14 protein-coding genes are annotated in these 14,301 nt (G+C 69.3%); 1 reads left to right on the plus strand and 13 read right to left on the minus strand.

Annotated features, from left to right (window positions below):
• The 11 genes from HR086_RS36340 to HR086_RS36390 form a co-directional block, all read right to left on the minus strand.
• The coding region (locus tag HR086_RS36340; protein ID WP_174467913.1) for a hypothetical protein at window positions 1-1,076 on the minus strand (1,076 nt) is incomplete at its 3' end.
• On the minus strand, window positions 1,073-1,642 hold the full coding sequence (locus tag HR086_RS36345) for a cytochrome c (protein WP_174453171.1): 570 nt from the start codon (window positions 1,640-1,642) through the stop codon (window positions 1,073-1,075). The genes HR086_RS36340 and HR086_RS36345, both read right to left, overlap by 4 nt.
• A complete protein-coding gene (locus HR086_RS36350; protein WP_174453170.1) occupies window positions 1,639-2,160 on the minus strand; it encodes a DUF3341 domain-containing protein in 522 nt (173 codons plus the stop codon). Before HR086_RS36350 ends, HR086_RS36345 begins: the two co-directional genes overlap by 4 nt.
• A complete protein-coding gene (gene nrfD / locus HR086_RS36355) occupies window positions 2,157-3,632 on the minus strand; it encodes an NrfD/PsrC family molybdoenzyme membrane anchor subunit (RefSeq protein ID WP_174453169.1) in 1,476 nt (491 codons plus the stop codon). Before nrfD ends, HR086_RS36350 begins: the two co-directional genes overlap by 4 nt.
• Window positions 3,629-6,610, minus strand: a complete 2,982-nt coding sequence (locus HR086_RS36360; RefSeq protein WP_174467914.1) for a TAT-variant-translocated molybdopterin oxidoreductase — start codon at window positions 6,608-6,610, stop codon at window positions 3,629-3,631. The genes nrfD and HR086_RS36360 overlap by 4 nt, the downstream gene beginning before the upstream one ends.
• A 12-nt stretch (window positions 6,611-6,622) precedes the next feature.
• Complete coding sequence (locus HR086_RS36365) at window positions 6,623-7,246, minus strand: cytochrome c3 family protein (RefSeq protein WP_174467915.1); 624 nt, start codon at window positions 7,244-7,246, stop codon at window positions 6,623-6,625.
• Window positions 7,243-7,875, minus strand: coding sequence for a respiratory nitrate reductase subunit gamma (locus HR086_RS36370; protein ID WP_174467916.1), 633 nt, complete (start codon window positions 7,873-7,875; stop codon window positions 7,243-7,245). Before HR086_RS36370 ends, HR086_RS36365 begins: the two co-directional genes overlap by 4 nt.
• Complete coding sequence (locus tag HR086_RS36375; protein ID WP_174467917.1) at window positions 7,872-8,714, minus strand: c-type cytochrome; 843 nt, start codon at window positions 8,712-8,714, stop codon at window positions 7,872-7,874. Before HR086_RS36375 ends, HR086_RS36370 begins: the two co-directional genes overlap by 4 nt.
• A 457-nt stretch (window positions 8,715-9,171) precedes the next feature.
• A complete protein-coding gene (locus tag HR086_RS36380; RefSeq protein WP_174467918.1) occupies window positions 9,172-9,570 on the minus strand; it encodes a hypothetical protein in 399 nt (132 codons plus the stop codon).
• Between the two features lie 41 nt (window positions 9,571-9,611).
• Entirely contained in the window at window positions 9,612-10,724 is a 1,113-nt protein-coding gene (locus HR086_RS36385; RefSeq protein ID WP_174467919.1) for a cytochrome-c peroxidase, read from the minus strand.
• A 184-nt stretch (window positions 10,725-10,908) separates the two neighbouring features.
• Window positions 10,909-11,781, minus strand: coding sequence for a YfiM family protein (locus HR086_RS36390; protein WP_174467920.1), 873 nt, complete (start codon window positions 11,779-11,781; stop codon window positions 10,909-10,911).
• 119 nt (window positions 11,782-11,900) lie between these two features.
• Here HR086_RS36390 and HR086_RS36395 point away from each other — a divergent pair, with 119 nt between their 5' ends.
• Window positions 11,901-13,004, plus strand: a complete 1,104-nt coding sequence (locus HR086_RS36395) for an acyltransferase (protein ID WP_371745484.1) — start codon at window positions 11,901-11,903, stop codon at window positions 13,002-13,004.
• An 18-nt stretch (window positions 13,005-13,022) separates the two neighbouring features.
• Here the strand turns inward: HR086_RS36395 and HR086_RS36400 are convergent, their stop codons facing one another.
• Entirely contained in the window at window positions 13,023-13,574 is a 552-nt protein-coding gene (locus tag HR086_RS36400; RefSeq protein ID WP_141648064.1) for an FxsA family protein, read from the minus strand.
• Window positions 13,575-13,655: 81 nt separating this feature from the next.
• Window positions 13,656-14,195 (minus strand): hypothetical protein, encoded by a 540-nt coding sequence (locus HR086_RS36405; RefSeq protein ID WP_141648065.1) that lies wholly within the window; start codon window positions 14,193-14,195, stop codon window positions 13,656-13,658.
• Between the last annotated feature and the right edge of the window lie 106 nt (window positions 14,196-14,301).

Raw genomic sequence — 14,301 nt, forward strand, 5'->3', positions numbered from 1 at the left:
AGCTCATACACCCCCACCGTCAGCCCCTCCGGCTGGTGCGCGGGCGCCACCATCAACTGCAAATCCAACCAGCGCCCCACCAGCAGCACTCCCGCCACGCGCAGCAGGTGGCTCGGGTTCATCTTCGCGGGACGCGGCAACAACAACACGAACGGCAGCGCCCAGTTCAGCACCACATTCACATAGAACGGCACCTCCCAACCGCCGTGCATCCGCGCGATGAAGTAGACCGTCTCCTCCGGAATGTTCGCGTACCAGATGAGCATGAACTGCGAGAACCAGAGGTAGGCCCACAGCGTGGCGAAGCCGAACATCAGTTTGCCCAGGTCATGCAGATGGCTGGAGTTGAGCCGAGGCAGCGCCCCTGCTCGGTGCAGCAGCACCGCCACCACGGTGATTGCACACACGCTGGAGCTCAAGAGCCCCGCCACGTTGTAGAGCGCGTAGATGGTGCTGAACCAGTGCGGATCCAGGCTCATCAGCCAGTCGAACGCCGCCAGGCAGAAGGTCAGCGAGAAGAGCACCAGGAACACCGCCGACACCGTGACGTTCTTCCGAGTCAACGGCTCGCCATGCTCCACGTCCTGCCGCAGCGAGTTGCGCCGCAACATCCACGTGAAGCCCACCCACACCGCCAACATCACCCCCATCCGAATCGCGAAGAAGGGAACGTTGAGGAAGGCCGCCTTCTCATGGAGCAGGTGGTCCGTCTCCATCACCCCTGGCTTCGCCCACGGATACAGCTTCGTGACGAACGGCAGCAGCGCCAGCATCGTCACCGCGCCCCAGGGCACATAGGACGCGAACGCCTCCGGGATTCGCTTGAAGACGGTGAACCACCCCGCGTTCGCCACGTACATCAGCGCGAGGAACACCGCGCCGCCCAACCCCAGGCACAGGAAGTAGAAGCCGCTGGTGAGCAGACTCGACAGCGCGCGCTCCGGAGCCTGCACCAGCCCCAGCACGAGCACTCCCAGCCCCGCCCCCGCCGCCACCTGCGCCGCGCGGTGGAAGACGGGCGAGACCGCGAAGCCACCCCGCGACTCGGTAGCGACTGCATCGATAGGGGTGCTCATGGCGTTTCCTTGCGCGCCGTGCGCGCGGGGTTCTGGAGCGTGCGCAGGTAGTGGACCAGCTTCCACCGGTCCTCCGGCGCCACCTGCGAGCCGTGGGCCGGCATCAATCCCTGCCCATGGGTGATGATGTGGAAGATGCGTCCATCGGGAAGTCCCACCGCGTGCTCCGCCAGCAACGAGGGCGGCATCGGGAAGCGCGCCGTCACCGGGCCATCCCCCAACCCTCCGGCCCCGTGGCACGGCGAGCAGTAGCGCAGGAATGCCGTCTGGCCGCGCGCCACCACCTCGGGCGACGAAGGATACGGATTGCGCAGCTCGCTCCCGGCCCGCTCGGCCGCGTCAGGTCCGGCGAGCAGGTGCAACGGGAGGTGGCCTCGCGGCACGGTGCCCTTCGCCGGAGTCAGCAGCGTCTTGCCGTCCCCCGTGTTCGGGTTGGGCGCGAAGCTGTCGTACGGCACCGAGGCCACCATGTCCGGCGCGTACTCGAAGTTCGGGCGCGTCTCGTCCTGCTCACAGCCACCGACGGCCAGCCCCAGCGCCGCCAATCCCACCCAGGTCTTCCTCACGGCGCCACCTCCCTCAAGTCCGTGGCCACCGCGCCATGCCGGCGCAGCAGGTCCTCGGCCGCCTCTAGCGACTCCGGGGACTGGCGCGGTGCGATGACGATGGCGAACCGGTCATCCGTCACCCTGGGCAACGTCGGGCGCTTGTTCCCCGGAAACAGCCGGGCCCTCACCAGGAACGCCGCCACCGTGCTCAGCGCGGCGAACAACACCGTCAGCTCGAACGTCACCGGGATGAAGGCCGGGAACGAGTTGAACGGCTTGCCTCCCACGTTGAGCGGCCAGCTCACCACGCTGGTGTAGAGCTGGAGTGACAAGGCAAGCGTGCAGCCCAGGAGCCCCGCGCCAAAGCACACCCAGGTGAGCCGACTGGGCCGGAGCCCCATCGCGTCATCCAGACCGTGCACCGCATAGGGCGTGTACACGTCGCGCAAATCATGGCCCGCCTCGCGCACCGCGCGGGTGGCATCCAGGACCTGCGCCTCATGCTCGAAATAGCCGATGAGGACCGGGGTACTCATACGGGGACGTCCTTCCGGGTGGCGATGGCCAGCGGCGGGTTGAGTCGGGGTAACGAGGGCTCCGCCAGCGCATCCCGCGCGGGGGCCAGGGGAGGTGCCTCGGCGTGATTGTGAGGGCTCCTGGCGAAGCCCAGGACGCTCTTCACCTCGCCGATGGAGATGATGGGCAGCACGCGCACGAACAACAGGAACAGGGTGAAGAAGAGGCCGAACGTCCCGATGAAGGTCCCCACCTCCACCATCGTCGGCGTGTACATGGACCAACTGCTGGGCAGGAAGTCGCGGTGCAGGCTGGTGACAATGATGACGAAGCGCTCGAACCACATGCCCACGTTGATGACCAACGACAGTGCGAAGATGGCCGCGGGCGACGTGCGAATCTTCTTGAACCAGAACAGGTGCGGCGACACCACGTTGCACGTCACCATGATCCAATACGCCCACGCGTAGGGGCCGAACGCGCGGTTCATGAACGCGAAGCGCTCGTACGGATTGCCCGAGTACCAGGCGATGAAGAACTCCGTCGCATACGCCAGCGAGACGAGGCCACCAGTGACGATGATGACCTTCGTCATGTTCTCCAGGTGGCGCAGCGTAATCAGGTGCTCGTAGCCCAGCACCACGCGGGTGATGATCATCAGCGTCAGCACCATCGCGAAGCCGCTGAACACCGCGCCGGCCACGAAGTACGGCGGGAAGATGGTGGTGTGCCAGCCGGGAATCACGGACGTGGCGAAGTCCATCGAAACGATGGTGTGCACACTGAGCACCAGCGGCGTCGCCAGCCCCGCGAGCAGCAGGTACACCGTCTCGTAGCGGCTCCACGTCCGGTGGGAGCCCGTCCACCCCAGCGACAGCACCTTGAAGACGGCCTTCTTCACGCCCGCCTTCAACCTGTCACGCACCGTGGCCAGATCCGGAATCAGGCCCACGTACCAGAACACCGCCGACACCGTGAAGTACGTGGAGATGGCGAACACATCCCATAAGAGCGGCGAGCGGAAGTTCACCCACAGGCTGCCGCGAGTATTCGGGTAGGGCAGCACCCAGAAGGCCAGCCATGGCCGGCCCATGTGGATGACGGGGAAGAGCGCCGCGCACATGACGGCGAACAGCGTCATCGCCTCCGCCGCGCGGTTGATGCTGGTGCGCCACTTCTGCCGGAAGAGGAAGAGGATGGCGGAAATGAGCGTGCCCGCGTGGCCAATGCCCACCCAGAACACGAAGTTGGTGATGTCGAACGCCCAGCCGATGGTCTTGTTCAACCCCCACACGCCAATGCCGGTGCCCACCTGGTACGCGACGATTCCCGCGCCCGTGCCCAGCACGGATACCGCTATCGCGAACGCCGCCCACCACTTCCACGTGGGCGCGCGCTCCATGGGGGCGCAGATCTCCTCGGTGAGCTGGCCCAGGGTGCGCGGTTCGGTCACCAGCGGCACGCGCAGCGGGGACAGGTGCTGTTGGCTCATGTTCCGCTTCCCGACCCGGTGTTCCGGATCTTCGTGAGGTAGGTGATGGACGGCCCGATGTTCAGCTCCTCCAGCAGCCGGAACGCGCGCCCGTCCTTCGCCAGCTTCGCCACGCGGCTGTTCGGGTCATTCACGTCCCCGAAGTGGATGGCCTTCGCGGGGCAGCTCTGCTGACAGGCCGTCTGGATGTCGCCGTCCTTCAGCGCCCGGCCCTCTCGAATTGCAGCCGCCTTGCCCTCCTGGACGCGCTGCACGCAGAGCGAGCACTTCTCCATGACGCCCCGGCTGCGCACCACCACGTCCGGGTTGAGCACCATCCGCTCCAGCGGCTCGTCGTGCGGATAGTCGAACCAGTTGAAGCGGCGGACCTTGGTGGGGCAGTTGTTCGCGCAGTAGCGCGTGCCCACGCAGCGGTTGTAGACCTGCTGGTTGAGCCCCTCGCTGGAGTGCACCGTCGCGAGCACCGGGCACACCGTCTCGCACGGCGCGTTCTCGCAGTGCTGGCACATCATCGGCTGATGCACCACCTGGGGGTTCGCCTCGTCCCCCTGGTAGTACCGGTCGATGCGCATCCAGTGCATCTCGCGCTGCCGCAGCACCTCGTCGCGGCCCACGCTGGGGATGTTGTTCTCCGCCTGGCACGACACCACGCACGCCGAGCAGCCCGTGCACGCACTCAGGTCCACCGTCAGCGCCCACCGGTGGCCCTTGTACTCATGGCCGGACCAGATGGAGAGCGGATGGGCGCCGTTGCCACCATGCCCGCCGTGCTCCTCGTTGCCCGCGCGCGGATTCGCCAGGAACGCGGCCAGCTCCGCCTCGCGCACGTGCGGCCGTCCCTCCAGGCTCGAGTGGGTCTGCGTGAGCGCCAGCTTCTGCCGCTCCCCCGTCCCCACCACCGTCGCCCCCGGCACCGAGCGCCGCACGCGCCCGTCCACCACCGCCGCCAGCGGGAAGACATTCGTGCCCACGCCGTCGCCGATGCGCCCCGCTCGCGTCCGGCCGTAGCCCACCGCGATGCCGAGCGCGGACGGGTGCGTCCCCGCCTGCACCAGCACGGGCAGGGACAGCGACTCGCCGCCCATGCGCACCTGCACCACGTCGCCGTCGCGCAGGCCCAGCTCCTTCGCCCGTGAGGGCGCGATGAGCGCGGGGTTGCCCCAGGTCGCCTTGGTGATGGGGTCTGGGACCTCGTGGAGCCAGGCGTTGTTCGCGAGCGCGCCGTCCCGCAGCGCCACCGAGGGGAACAGCACCAGCTCCCACTCCACGGACGGACGGGCCACCGAGCCCAGCACCTTCGGTAGCGCGTCCTCGCGGAAGGACAGCGGCACCATCGGTGCCAGAGGAAGGGTCACGACACCGCGGCGGACCGCGTCGTCCCAGAAGGAACCGAAGGACGACCCCGCCTGCGTGGCGTGCGGGAAGACCTCCACCTCCCAACGAGCCCGCAGGAAGTCATGGTGGGACACGGGGGCATCCGCCCACTTCAACAGCGACTCCACGGCATCCCGGGTGTCATGCAGCGGTGCCACCGCGGGCTGGCGCAGGGAGAGCACACCTCGACGAGGCTCCGCGTCACCCCACGACTCCAGCGGCGTGGAGGCCGGGGCATGCAGCTTCGTCAGGAGCGCCGTCTCATCCAGCCGGTCATTGAGCGCCACGGTGAGCGGCACACTCTTCAACAGCGCGCCCAAGGCGTCTCCTCGTGGGTCCGCATGCGCGGGATTGACGCCGAGGAAGAGCACCGCGCCCACGCTCCCAGCGCCCAGCTCGGTCAACAGCTCGCCGTAGGACAGGGCCTGCTCGTCCAGCGCCACGCCCTCCGTCGGCAGCACCGTGGTGCCTTCATTGCCGAGCAACACGTTCGCCGTCGCGGCCAGCACCTGCGACGCCACCTCGTCACCGCCGCACACCACCAGCGACTCCGTGCGGTGCGACCACAGGGCGGCGACAAGCTCGTCCAGCGCGGCTTCCTCCAGTCGCGAGGCCGGCAGTTCCTTCAAACCCGGGACGGAACGCCCCGCCTTCACCGCGAGCCGGCGAACCACGTCGCCCAGGACGAGCGTCACCTCGGAGGGTGCCACCACGAAACGACGGTCGGCGGCAGCTCCGGTGAGCGTCATCACCGGCTCAATCTGGTAGTGCCGCGCCATCGACCTTCGCCCGGCCGCGTCGCGCGCCTCGGTGTACTGGCGCGTGAAGGCCACCGGCGACACCCACGTGCCCAGGAAGTCGGCGCCGAAGCTGGCGATGACCTGGGCCCGGTCGAAGCGATGGTCGGGCACCACGCGCGCGCCGTGCGTGAGACGCCAGGCATCACCTATCGCGGCCAGCTCACCCAGCGGCTCGTAGCGCACGGTGCGTGCCAGCGGGTGCGCGGCCAGGAAGTGCTTCACTCCCGCCTCGGCGGTGGGCCCCATCACCCATGGCAGCACCAGCCGGATGGACTTGCCCTCCTCGGCCGCCTTGCGCAGCCCGGCCTTCACCTCCGTATCGAGGTCCTTCCACGACACACGATTGCAGGCGCGCGAAGGAAACCGCGCGCGGCTCGCGTCATAGAGCGAGAGCACGGACGCCTGCCCCACCGCGCACACACCTCCGCGCGACACGGGGTGCTCGTCATTACCCTCCACCTTGATGGGACGGCCGTCGCGCGTCTTCAGCAGCAGACCGCAGCGCGCGGAGCAGCCCTCGCAGGTGGACGCGTACCAGAGCGCCGTGCCCGGCATGACTTCGTCCGGCCGGGACACGTAGGGGATGAGCTTCTGCACCGGCGCGCGCTGACAGGCCACCATGGCCGCGGCGGCGCTCAGGCCCATCATCTTGAAGAAGTCGCGGCGGCTGCTCGCGTCCGGTGGTGTGGCCGCGACGCCCACCGGGAGTTCCTCGGGGAACTCGTCGCGATTCTGCTCGAACCACGCGGTGTCGGTGGCCTGTTCGGCCAGGCTCTGCCAGTACTTGGGAAGGGTGTCGGACATGGCGAGAGGTCCTCAGCGGTGGCAGCCCGAGCAATCCGAGGGCGGCCGGAGGATGCGGGGGGATTTCAACGGCTCGGGAAGAGGCGTGCCGGAAGACAGGGCCAGCAGCTCACCCGCGCGCGGTGCGGACGGCGTCGGCGCGGTCAGCGACTCCGTCGACGTCTTGCGGTGACAGTCCAGGCACCAGCCCATGGTCATGGGCTCCACCTGCTCCACGCGCACCATCTCCTGGACCTGGCCGTGGCACGTCTGGCACTTCAGCCCCGCGGTGACGTGGCTCGCATGGTTGAAGAAGGCGTGGTCCGGCAGGCGGTGGACCCGCACCCACTCGATGGGAGCATTCGCCGCCACCGCCGCCGCCACCTTCTGGATCTCCGGCGAGTCCTTCTTCACCTGCGCGTGGCAATTCATGCACACGCTGGCGGAAGGCACTCCCGCGTGACGACTGCGCTCCGCGCCCACGTGACAGTACTGACAGTCCAGCTCGTACTGGCCCGCGTGGACGGCATGGGAGAAGGCCACCGGCTGCGCGGGCATGTGGCCCTGCTGGTTGTTCACCGGGCCACTGCATCCCCCGAGGCTCAGCGCGGCGAGCGCACCGGCGTAGCCCAGGGCACGGAAGGAGACGCGGCTCATGGCGTCTCCTCATGAGGCGTGACGAGCAGCCCCGACTCGACAGGCTCGGGCGAGCGCGCCGGTGCCGTCACCCGACGCATCCGGAAGAAGGGCGCCAGCGCCAACAGGCCAAAGCCCGTGAGCAGGTGGACCTGGAAGACGAGCGGCGCGCCGCGAATCAGCGTCGAGTCCGGCTGGAAGGCCAGCACCGAGCGCAGGTACGGCACCACCACGTGGACGTACCAGGCGGAGCCCCAGCGCAGCGACACCGCCACGTACACGCCCGTGAGCACCTGGGCGAACACCAGCCCCAGGGCGACCGCCGCGCCCCACTGTCCCTCGCGCGCCCGGCGAAGGGTCAGGGAGAACAATCCCCAGCCCAGCAGCAGGGCGCCGATGAGACTCACCGACTCCAGCGCGAACAGCCGCGATGGCGAGGCGTTGAAGGCCTGCATCGCACGAGGCGCGGCGAGGCCCAGCAGGTGGTTGAGCGCGACGATGGCGGCGCCCGCGAGCACCGCGCGACCGGCGGGAGTCCAGGGAGAACCCGGCGCGGGCGCCTCACGCAGCGTCAGCTTGCGGATGATGCCCGCGAGCGCGATGCCCGCCGCCGCGTACGGGACGAAGGAGAAGAGGAAGGAGTCGCTCACGAGTGACCTCGCGCGGACGGCGTGGTGAAGACCACCCCGATGAAGCCCAGCGCCGCGACCAGCCCGACGACGCCCAGGTAGAAGAAGTCGCGGTCCGCGCGCGGACGGCTGCCGTCACGAGAGGCGTCCGCGAGGTAGGCCTTGAGGGCGTATTGCTCCTCCTCGACGAGCGGCGCCTTCGCGTACAGCGCGCCCATCATCGGCCCCTCCAGCTTCGCGAGCGCGGGCCGCATTCCCTTCTCGCCCATGCGCGCGAAGGCGAAGGTGAGGTTGGGGCCCAGCGTGCCGCCGCCCGCGATGCCCAGGCCACGCACGTCGTGGCAGCCGATGCAGGCTGCGCCTCCGTGAGTCAGTGGCTCGATGCCCTCGAAGAGACGACGGCCCCGCGCGATTTCCTCGAGCGTCGCGTCCGTGCCCATCTTCTCCGCGGGCGAGGGCTTGCAGCCGCCCTTCCCTTTCTGCGTGCACTCGCTGAAGAAGGCGAAGAGGCTGGCACGCTCCGCATCGGACAACGACTGGTCCGGCATGCGCACACCGTTGAACTTCGCGAGCAACTCACCCGCGATGGGGTCTCCCGCGTCGATGAGCGCGCCCGGGCTTTTGATGAAACGGGTGAGCCAGGCTTCGTCGCGACGCTCCAGCACCCCATGCAGGTCCGGACCAATCCGGTCGCCCTCGCCCACCGAGTGGCAGGTCGCGCACCGCTGGGTGAAGAGCTGCGCGCCCTGTCCCGAGGCCTGCGCCAGCGCGGACGGCGCGGCCAGCATGGCCAGGAGCGGAATGATGGGGACGAGCGTTCGCTCCTGACGCGGCCATCCTCCCAGCACACGTGTCCGCATTGCTGTGTGCCCCTCCTCACGGGGAAGCCGAGCCCATTGCTCGGCACACGCGGCATCAGTGCAACCAGGAGGCCAGGGGGCTCATCGGCTCAGGGCCGCACGGAGCACCGGAAATCGTGAGAAGGGAGCGCAGCATTTGCGCCACGTGACGCGAGCGGACGCACCGTTTGCCAGGGCACGAACGGACTCGGGCTCCGCGCCACGCCTCCAAGGCGGCGTCCTACCGGGCCAGTGAGCATGCCCCGGCAACGAGCAGCTTCCACCTCGACAGGGTGCGCGCGTCCCAATGGAGGCCTCGTCCGCGCCACGAGAGGTCGGCAGGGCTCGCTCGCACCTCCGTGCAGGGAGGGCCGACGAGCAGCCCTGCTCCCGGCTGGGAGCGGTGCACGCCCTCCAGCGGAAACGAGCAACAAAGAGCCGCGCGGGGAGCGAGTTGCTCCACCCGCGCGGCACGGGCTCACATCGCGGTGCTGGTGAACACGCCGCGGCCGATGGCCATGATGCCACCTATGATGAACACGAAGGCGAGCCCCACGCCCACCAGCGGCAGCGCATAACCGGGCTGCGGACGTCGGCGGTTGACCGAGAGGAGCACCTGCGCGACGACGGCGGCCAGCACCATCATCACGATGTGGCCGATGAGCGCCGGGTAATAGAAGCGCGTCACCAGCACGAGGATGCCGAGCAACACCTGGAGGTGCAGCAGCCCCGCGAAGGAAGCGCCGAGGATGCGTCCGCCCTTGTCGAACGGACGCTTCGTGGCGAACCCGAAGGCGAAGTAGGCGATGGCCAGCACGCCCGCGAGCAGCACCAGATAGCGAAGCCCTGAGTGGGCGTAGAAGAACATTCGGTCCATGGGGCTCGCGGTTTAGCAACGCACGGGGTGGGAAGCACGTTTCAAGACGGATCTGCCTCGGGCGTCTTCTTCGTGCTGGGGGGAAGCGGCGGCGCGGCGATGCGCTCTCGGGGCGGCAGCGCCCCCGTGAGGCTCGTGAGGAAGGCCACCAGGTCCTCCACCTCCCCGTCCGTCAGCGTCCGCGCCAGCTGGTGCTTCGCCATCAGTCGCACCATCGTCGGCAGGTCCTTCACGCTGCCGTCATGCAGGTACGGTCCCGTCCGCTCGACGTCACGCAGCGTGGGCACCCGGAACTTGCCCCGGTCATCCTCGTTCTTGGTCGCGTCGAACCGGCCCGCGTCCGTCAGGCCCGGGTAGTCCTCCAGCAGCCCCAGCTTCTGGAACGACAGGCCCCCCACCGCCGGGCCGTTGTGGCACGTGGTGCAGCCCGTGACGGCGAAGAGCTGGAGGCCGCGCAGCTCCGGCTCGGTGAGCGCGGCATGTTCGCCCGCGAGGAAGCGGTCGAAGCGCGAGGTCGTGGTGAGCCCCCGCTCGAAGGCGGCGATGGCGCGCGCGGCGTTCGTCAGTGACACCGGCCGCTTCTCCCCGGGAAACGCGTCGCGGAAGCGCGTGACGTACTCGGGAATGGACGACAGCGTGGCCACCACGCGTCGCTCGTCCGGCATGGCCATCTCCACCGGGTTCAGGATGGGGCCGGACGCCTGCGCCTCCAGCGTGTCCGCCCGCCCATCCCAGAACTGCGCGATGTGGCCCGCCGCGTTGTAGACGGTGGGCGAGTTGCGCGTGCCCTTCTGCCCTTTGTGCCCGTCCGACAGCGCCTTGTTGTCCACGCCGTAGGTGTCCAGGCCGTGGCACGTGTTGCAGGAGACGTCGTGGTTCTTCGACAGGCGCGGCTCGAAGAAGAGCATGCGGCCCAGCAGCACCTGCGCCTCGGTGTCCTTGGGCGCGGGCTTCGCATCCTTCGCCAGAGGAAGCGGGCGGAAGAAGTGCGCGAGCTGCTCGGGCGTCATCGGCTTGGGCCCCTTCGGCTTCGGCGCGGCCTGTGCCACCACGGGCGCGGGCGGCGCGACCTCCTGCTTCCGCTCGCACGCCGTCAGCCCACCCGCGCCGAGCGAGGTCAACGTGAGCAGCGTCAGGAACCGATTGCGCGACATGAGGCACTCCAGGGGCGTGGACAGGGCGGCACGCTACCAGTCCACCTCCCGCGTGGCGCCCGCGTCTTGATGACGCACCCCACGCCCTCTTTCAGCGTCCATCAGCCCCGCCGTCAGCGGTCGCCCCCTCGCCGCCTCGCTCCACGGACATGCGGGTCCGGGCTGCGCGGCCGAGGAGGCGCGGCTACCTCCTCCTCTGGACCAGGTCATTCCGCAGCGGCGCATCCGCGCCATGACGCGCGGCGGAAGTGCCCGGCTCCGAAGACGACGAGGAGGATGGATGCGGGATGAACGCGCTGGGGAGACGGACGAGACGCCCGAGGACATCGAGGTGCTCGTCTGTCGCAAGTGCCTGATGCGGGGCGGCGCCAGGTCGGGTGGCATCGAGCTGCCGCGCTGGCTCCAGTGCTCGCTGAGCGAGCGAGGGCTCTCCGACTCCGTCCGGGTCATGCCCACCGGCTGCTTGCGGCAATGCCCCCGAGGACAGGTTACCGTGCTCGTCACCGGAGGAGGCGCGCGACAAGGCAGTGCCTTGATGACGGTGGAGCCGCTCATGGAGCGCGAGAAGCTGCTGCGACTCATCGAAGCGCGCGCGCGTCCCGACGAAGACCTCCTGTCGACCCGGGCCGACGCCACGTCCTCCGGAGACGAGCACGACGAGCGGAACATCCCGTCGTAGCGTCGCCGCCGCGTCCACACTCGACGGTGGACCGAAGACGAGCCGGTCGATCAGCCACGCCACGCCCAGACCCGTCGCCGTCCCCGCCGCATCCCACGCCAGGTCCTTGAGCGAGAAGCGCGTCCCACGCCCCAGGTCGTACAGTTCCTTGCCCACGCCGACCCCGAGCGCGAGCCCAGCGCCCGTCCACAAGCGCGCCTCGGGCGGCTCGAAGAGAAGCGCGCCCGCGCCATAACCCACACCCGCCAGGACGAAGCACGCCGCGAAGTGCTTCGGCTTGTCGGAGCCCAGCCAGTCATCTCCTGACGCGGCCCGCGCGGGAGTCGTGGTGGACAACAGCAGCAGCGGGGCAACCAGGCGCTTGGAAAGGGTCCGCATGCCCAGGCATGTAGCACCCCACGGACCGTCCAGGTGGCTCGCCCGGAGGGTGGCAGAGACCGCGTCCAGCTGTGCCTTTTCGAGACGCGGCCCTTGGGTCGTCCTATGCTCCGGGTCGCGTGAAACGACTCGGCCCCTCGTTCACCTTCCAGCAGCAATCGAACCGGCACCCCGGGCTCGACGGGGCGCGCGGGCTAGCGGTCCTCGCCATGGTGCTGGGACATACGCTGGACGCGCTGCTCTCGCCCGAAGCTCGCCTGAATCCCTGGGTGCAGCACTACTGGAGCTTTCGCGGAATCACCGCGCCCCTCTTCCTCCTCGTGAGTGGATGGGCCGTGGTCGCGGCGCTGGGAACCAAGCCCAATGCCGCGCGCGACTCGCTCGGTCGTCGCGTCCGTCGGTCGCTGTTGCTGTTGTTCCTCGGCTACGTCCTGCACTGGCCCGGCTGGCCGGCGGTGCATGACATGGGCTGGTCGGACGCGATGCTGTCGCGCGTCTTCGCCTTCGATGCGCTCCAATGCATCGGCTTCGCGCTGCTCGTGGGCTCCGTGCTGCTCGCGCTCGTGCCCGCGCGAGGAGGCCGTCCGCTCGTCCTGTTCACCCTGGCCGTGGCCGTCCCGCTGGCGAGCGCGACGATGTGGCGGCTGGGCGTGGGGCTGCCCGCGCCGGTCCAACAGTTCCTGGGCAGTGGCGAGGGCAGCCGCTTCCCTTTCTTCCCCTGGGCGGGCTTCTTCTTCGCGGGGGCCTTCGCCGCCTATGCGCTTCATCTGTTGAAGCCGGGCTGGCCCCAGGGCCTGGCGCTGCTGGCGCTGGGCTCGGGGGTGCTCGGGCTCACCCAGCTCACGGTGGCCGACTGGGGCCCCGCGAGCGCGTGGATGGTGGCCTACCGCGTGGGCCAGGGGCTCATGGTGCTGGGGGTGGTGAACCTGGCCCCCGTTCGACTCAGTGGGCTGCTGGCGCCCCTGGGCAGGCTGTCACTGTGGCTCTATGTCCTGCACCTGCCGGTGGTGTACGGCTGGGCGGACATCGCGGGACTCGCCAGCCGCGTGGGCCCCACGCTGGGGATTCCCGCCGCGTTGGGCGTGGGACTCGGCCTGCTGCTGGTCTGCGCGGGTGTGGCCCGGCTTGGCCGCTGGCTGACGGACCAGGCCCGCCCCTGGCGCTCGGGCTCCACCACGCTGAAGGCCAACCTCAGCAGCGCCCGGATGAGTCCGCGAGGCTGAGGCCCCGAGCCGCGCGGCTCAGTGTCGCGGCTCGTCCTCGGTGAACTCCGCGTCGACTTCGGACCGCGAAGCCCCGGAGCGCATTCGCGCGGACGGGCTCGCCGCGTCGTCCGTCCACGACTCGGGGAACGGAGCGCGGGGGGAAGGCTCGCCCGAGAATGGCCCCGGAAAGCCCACGCCTCCGAGGGTGGTGACGCGCAGCGAGCCGTCGCGCATGCGTCGCTCCACGGCACGGCGAAGGCGCGCCGTCACGAACCTCCGCACGGGCGGCAAGAGCAGCGACAGTCCCACCACATCGGTGAGGACACCGGGAATCACCAGCAGCACGCCGCCGAGCATGACCAGCGCGCCGCTGAACAACCCCTCCTCGGGGACCTGCCCCCGGGCCAGGGCGTCTCGCCAGCGGCGCATCACCCTGCCGCCCTCGCGACGGGCGAGCCACGAGCCCACCACACCCGTCAGCAACACCACGCCGAGCGTCGGCAGGAATCCCACCTCACGGCCAATGACGACCAGGAGGTACAGCTCCACGAAGGGAACGATGAGCGCGAGCAGGAAGTACTTGAACACGCCCACAACCTAACGCCGAGCGCTCCCTCGTGCCGGACAACCCTGCGGGCAAGCAGGCGCCTTCATGCCCGCCCGGAGGACCTAACGCCCGCCGAGGCCCGACAGCATCGAGTCCACGAGCAGGTACAGGAAGAAGAAGGCGCCAATGGCGATGAGGAAGAACTTCGCGCCCGGCTGGAAGCCCCTGGGCCCTTCCGTCGTCAGCGGCGTGTACGAGGAAGAGGCGCCCATCGTCTCGGACGACATCCCGGAGGCGCCGCCCGCGTAGCGCACCGTGCGCATGTACTGGTCCGCGACCACGCCCTCGTCGGAAGCCACCAGGGAGCGGCCCAATTGGGGGTCCACGAGCCGGGCGCCAGCCTTGGAGGCCAGTTGGGCGGCCTCGGCCACCACCTCGCGCACCAGGTCCGAGCGCTCGGCGAGGGGGATTCGCAGCTCGGTGGCCACCACCCGGCCCCCTTCGCGCAGCACTCCCACCTCCACGTCGCCGTGCTGGAAATGCCAGAGGCGGTTGCCGTCCGGACGGACGGTCACCCGCTTCTGCGAGAGGAGGCCATCCACCCGCGCCGCCTCGTAGGGCATGCCCGGCGTCATCGTCTGTAGGAGCAACTCGTATCTCACGCGGGTTGCGAGTATACGCCGCGAATCGCCATGCCCACCTCATCCAAGCCCCCTTCTGGCCCCCATCGCGGTGGCAGGCCCTCCTCCCCGCCTCACGGTTCGGGCC

The sequence above is a fragment of the Myxococcus sp. CA039A genome, assembly GCF_013336645.1.
Taxonomy (GTDB): domain Bacteria; phylum Myxococcota; class Myxococcia; order Myxococcales; family Myxococcaceae; genus Myxococcus; species Myxococcus llanfairpwllgwyngyllgogerychwyrndrobwllllantysiliogogogochensis.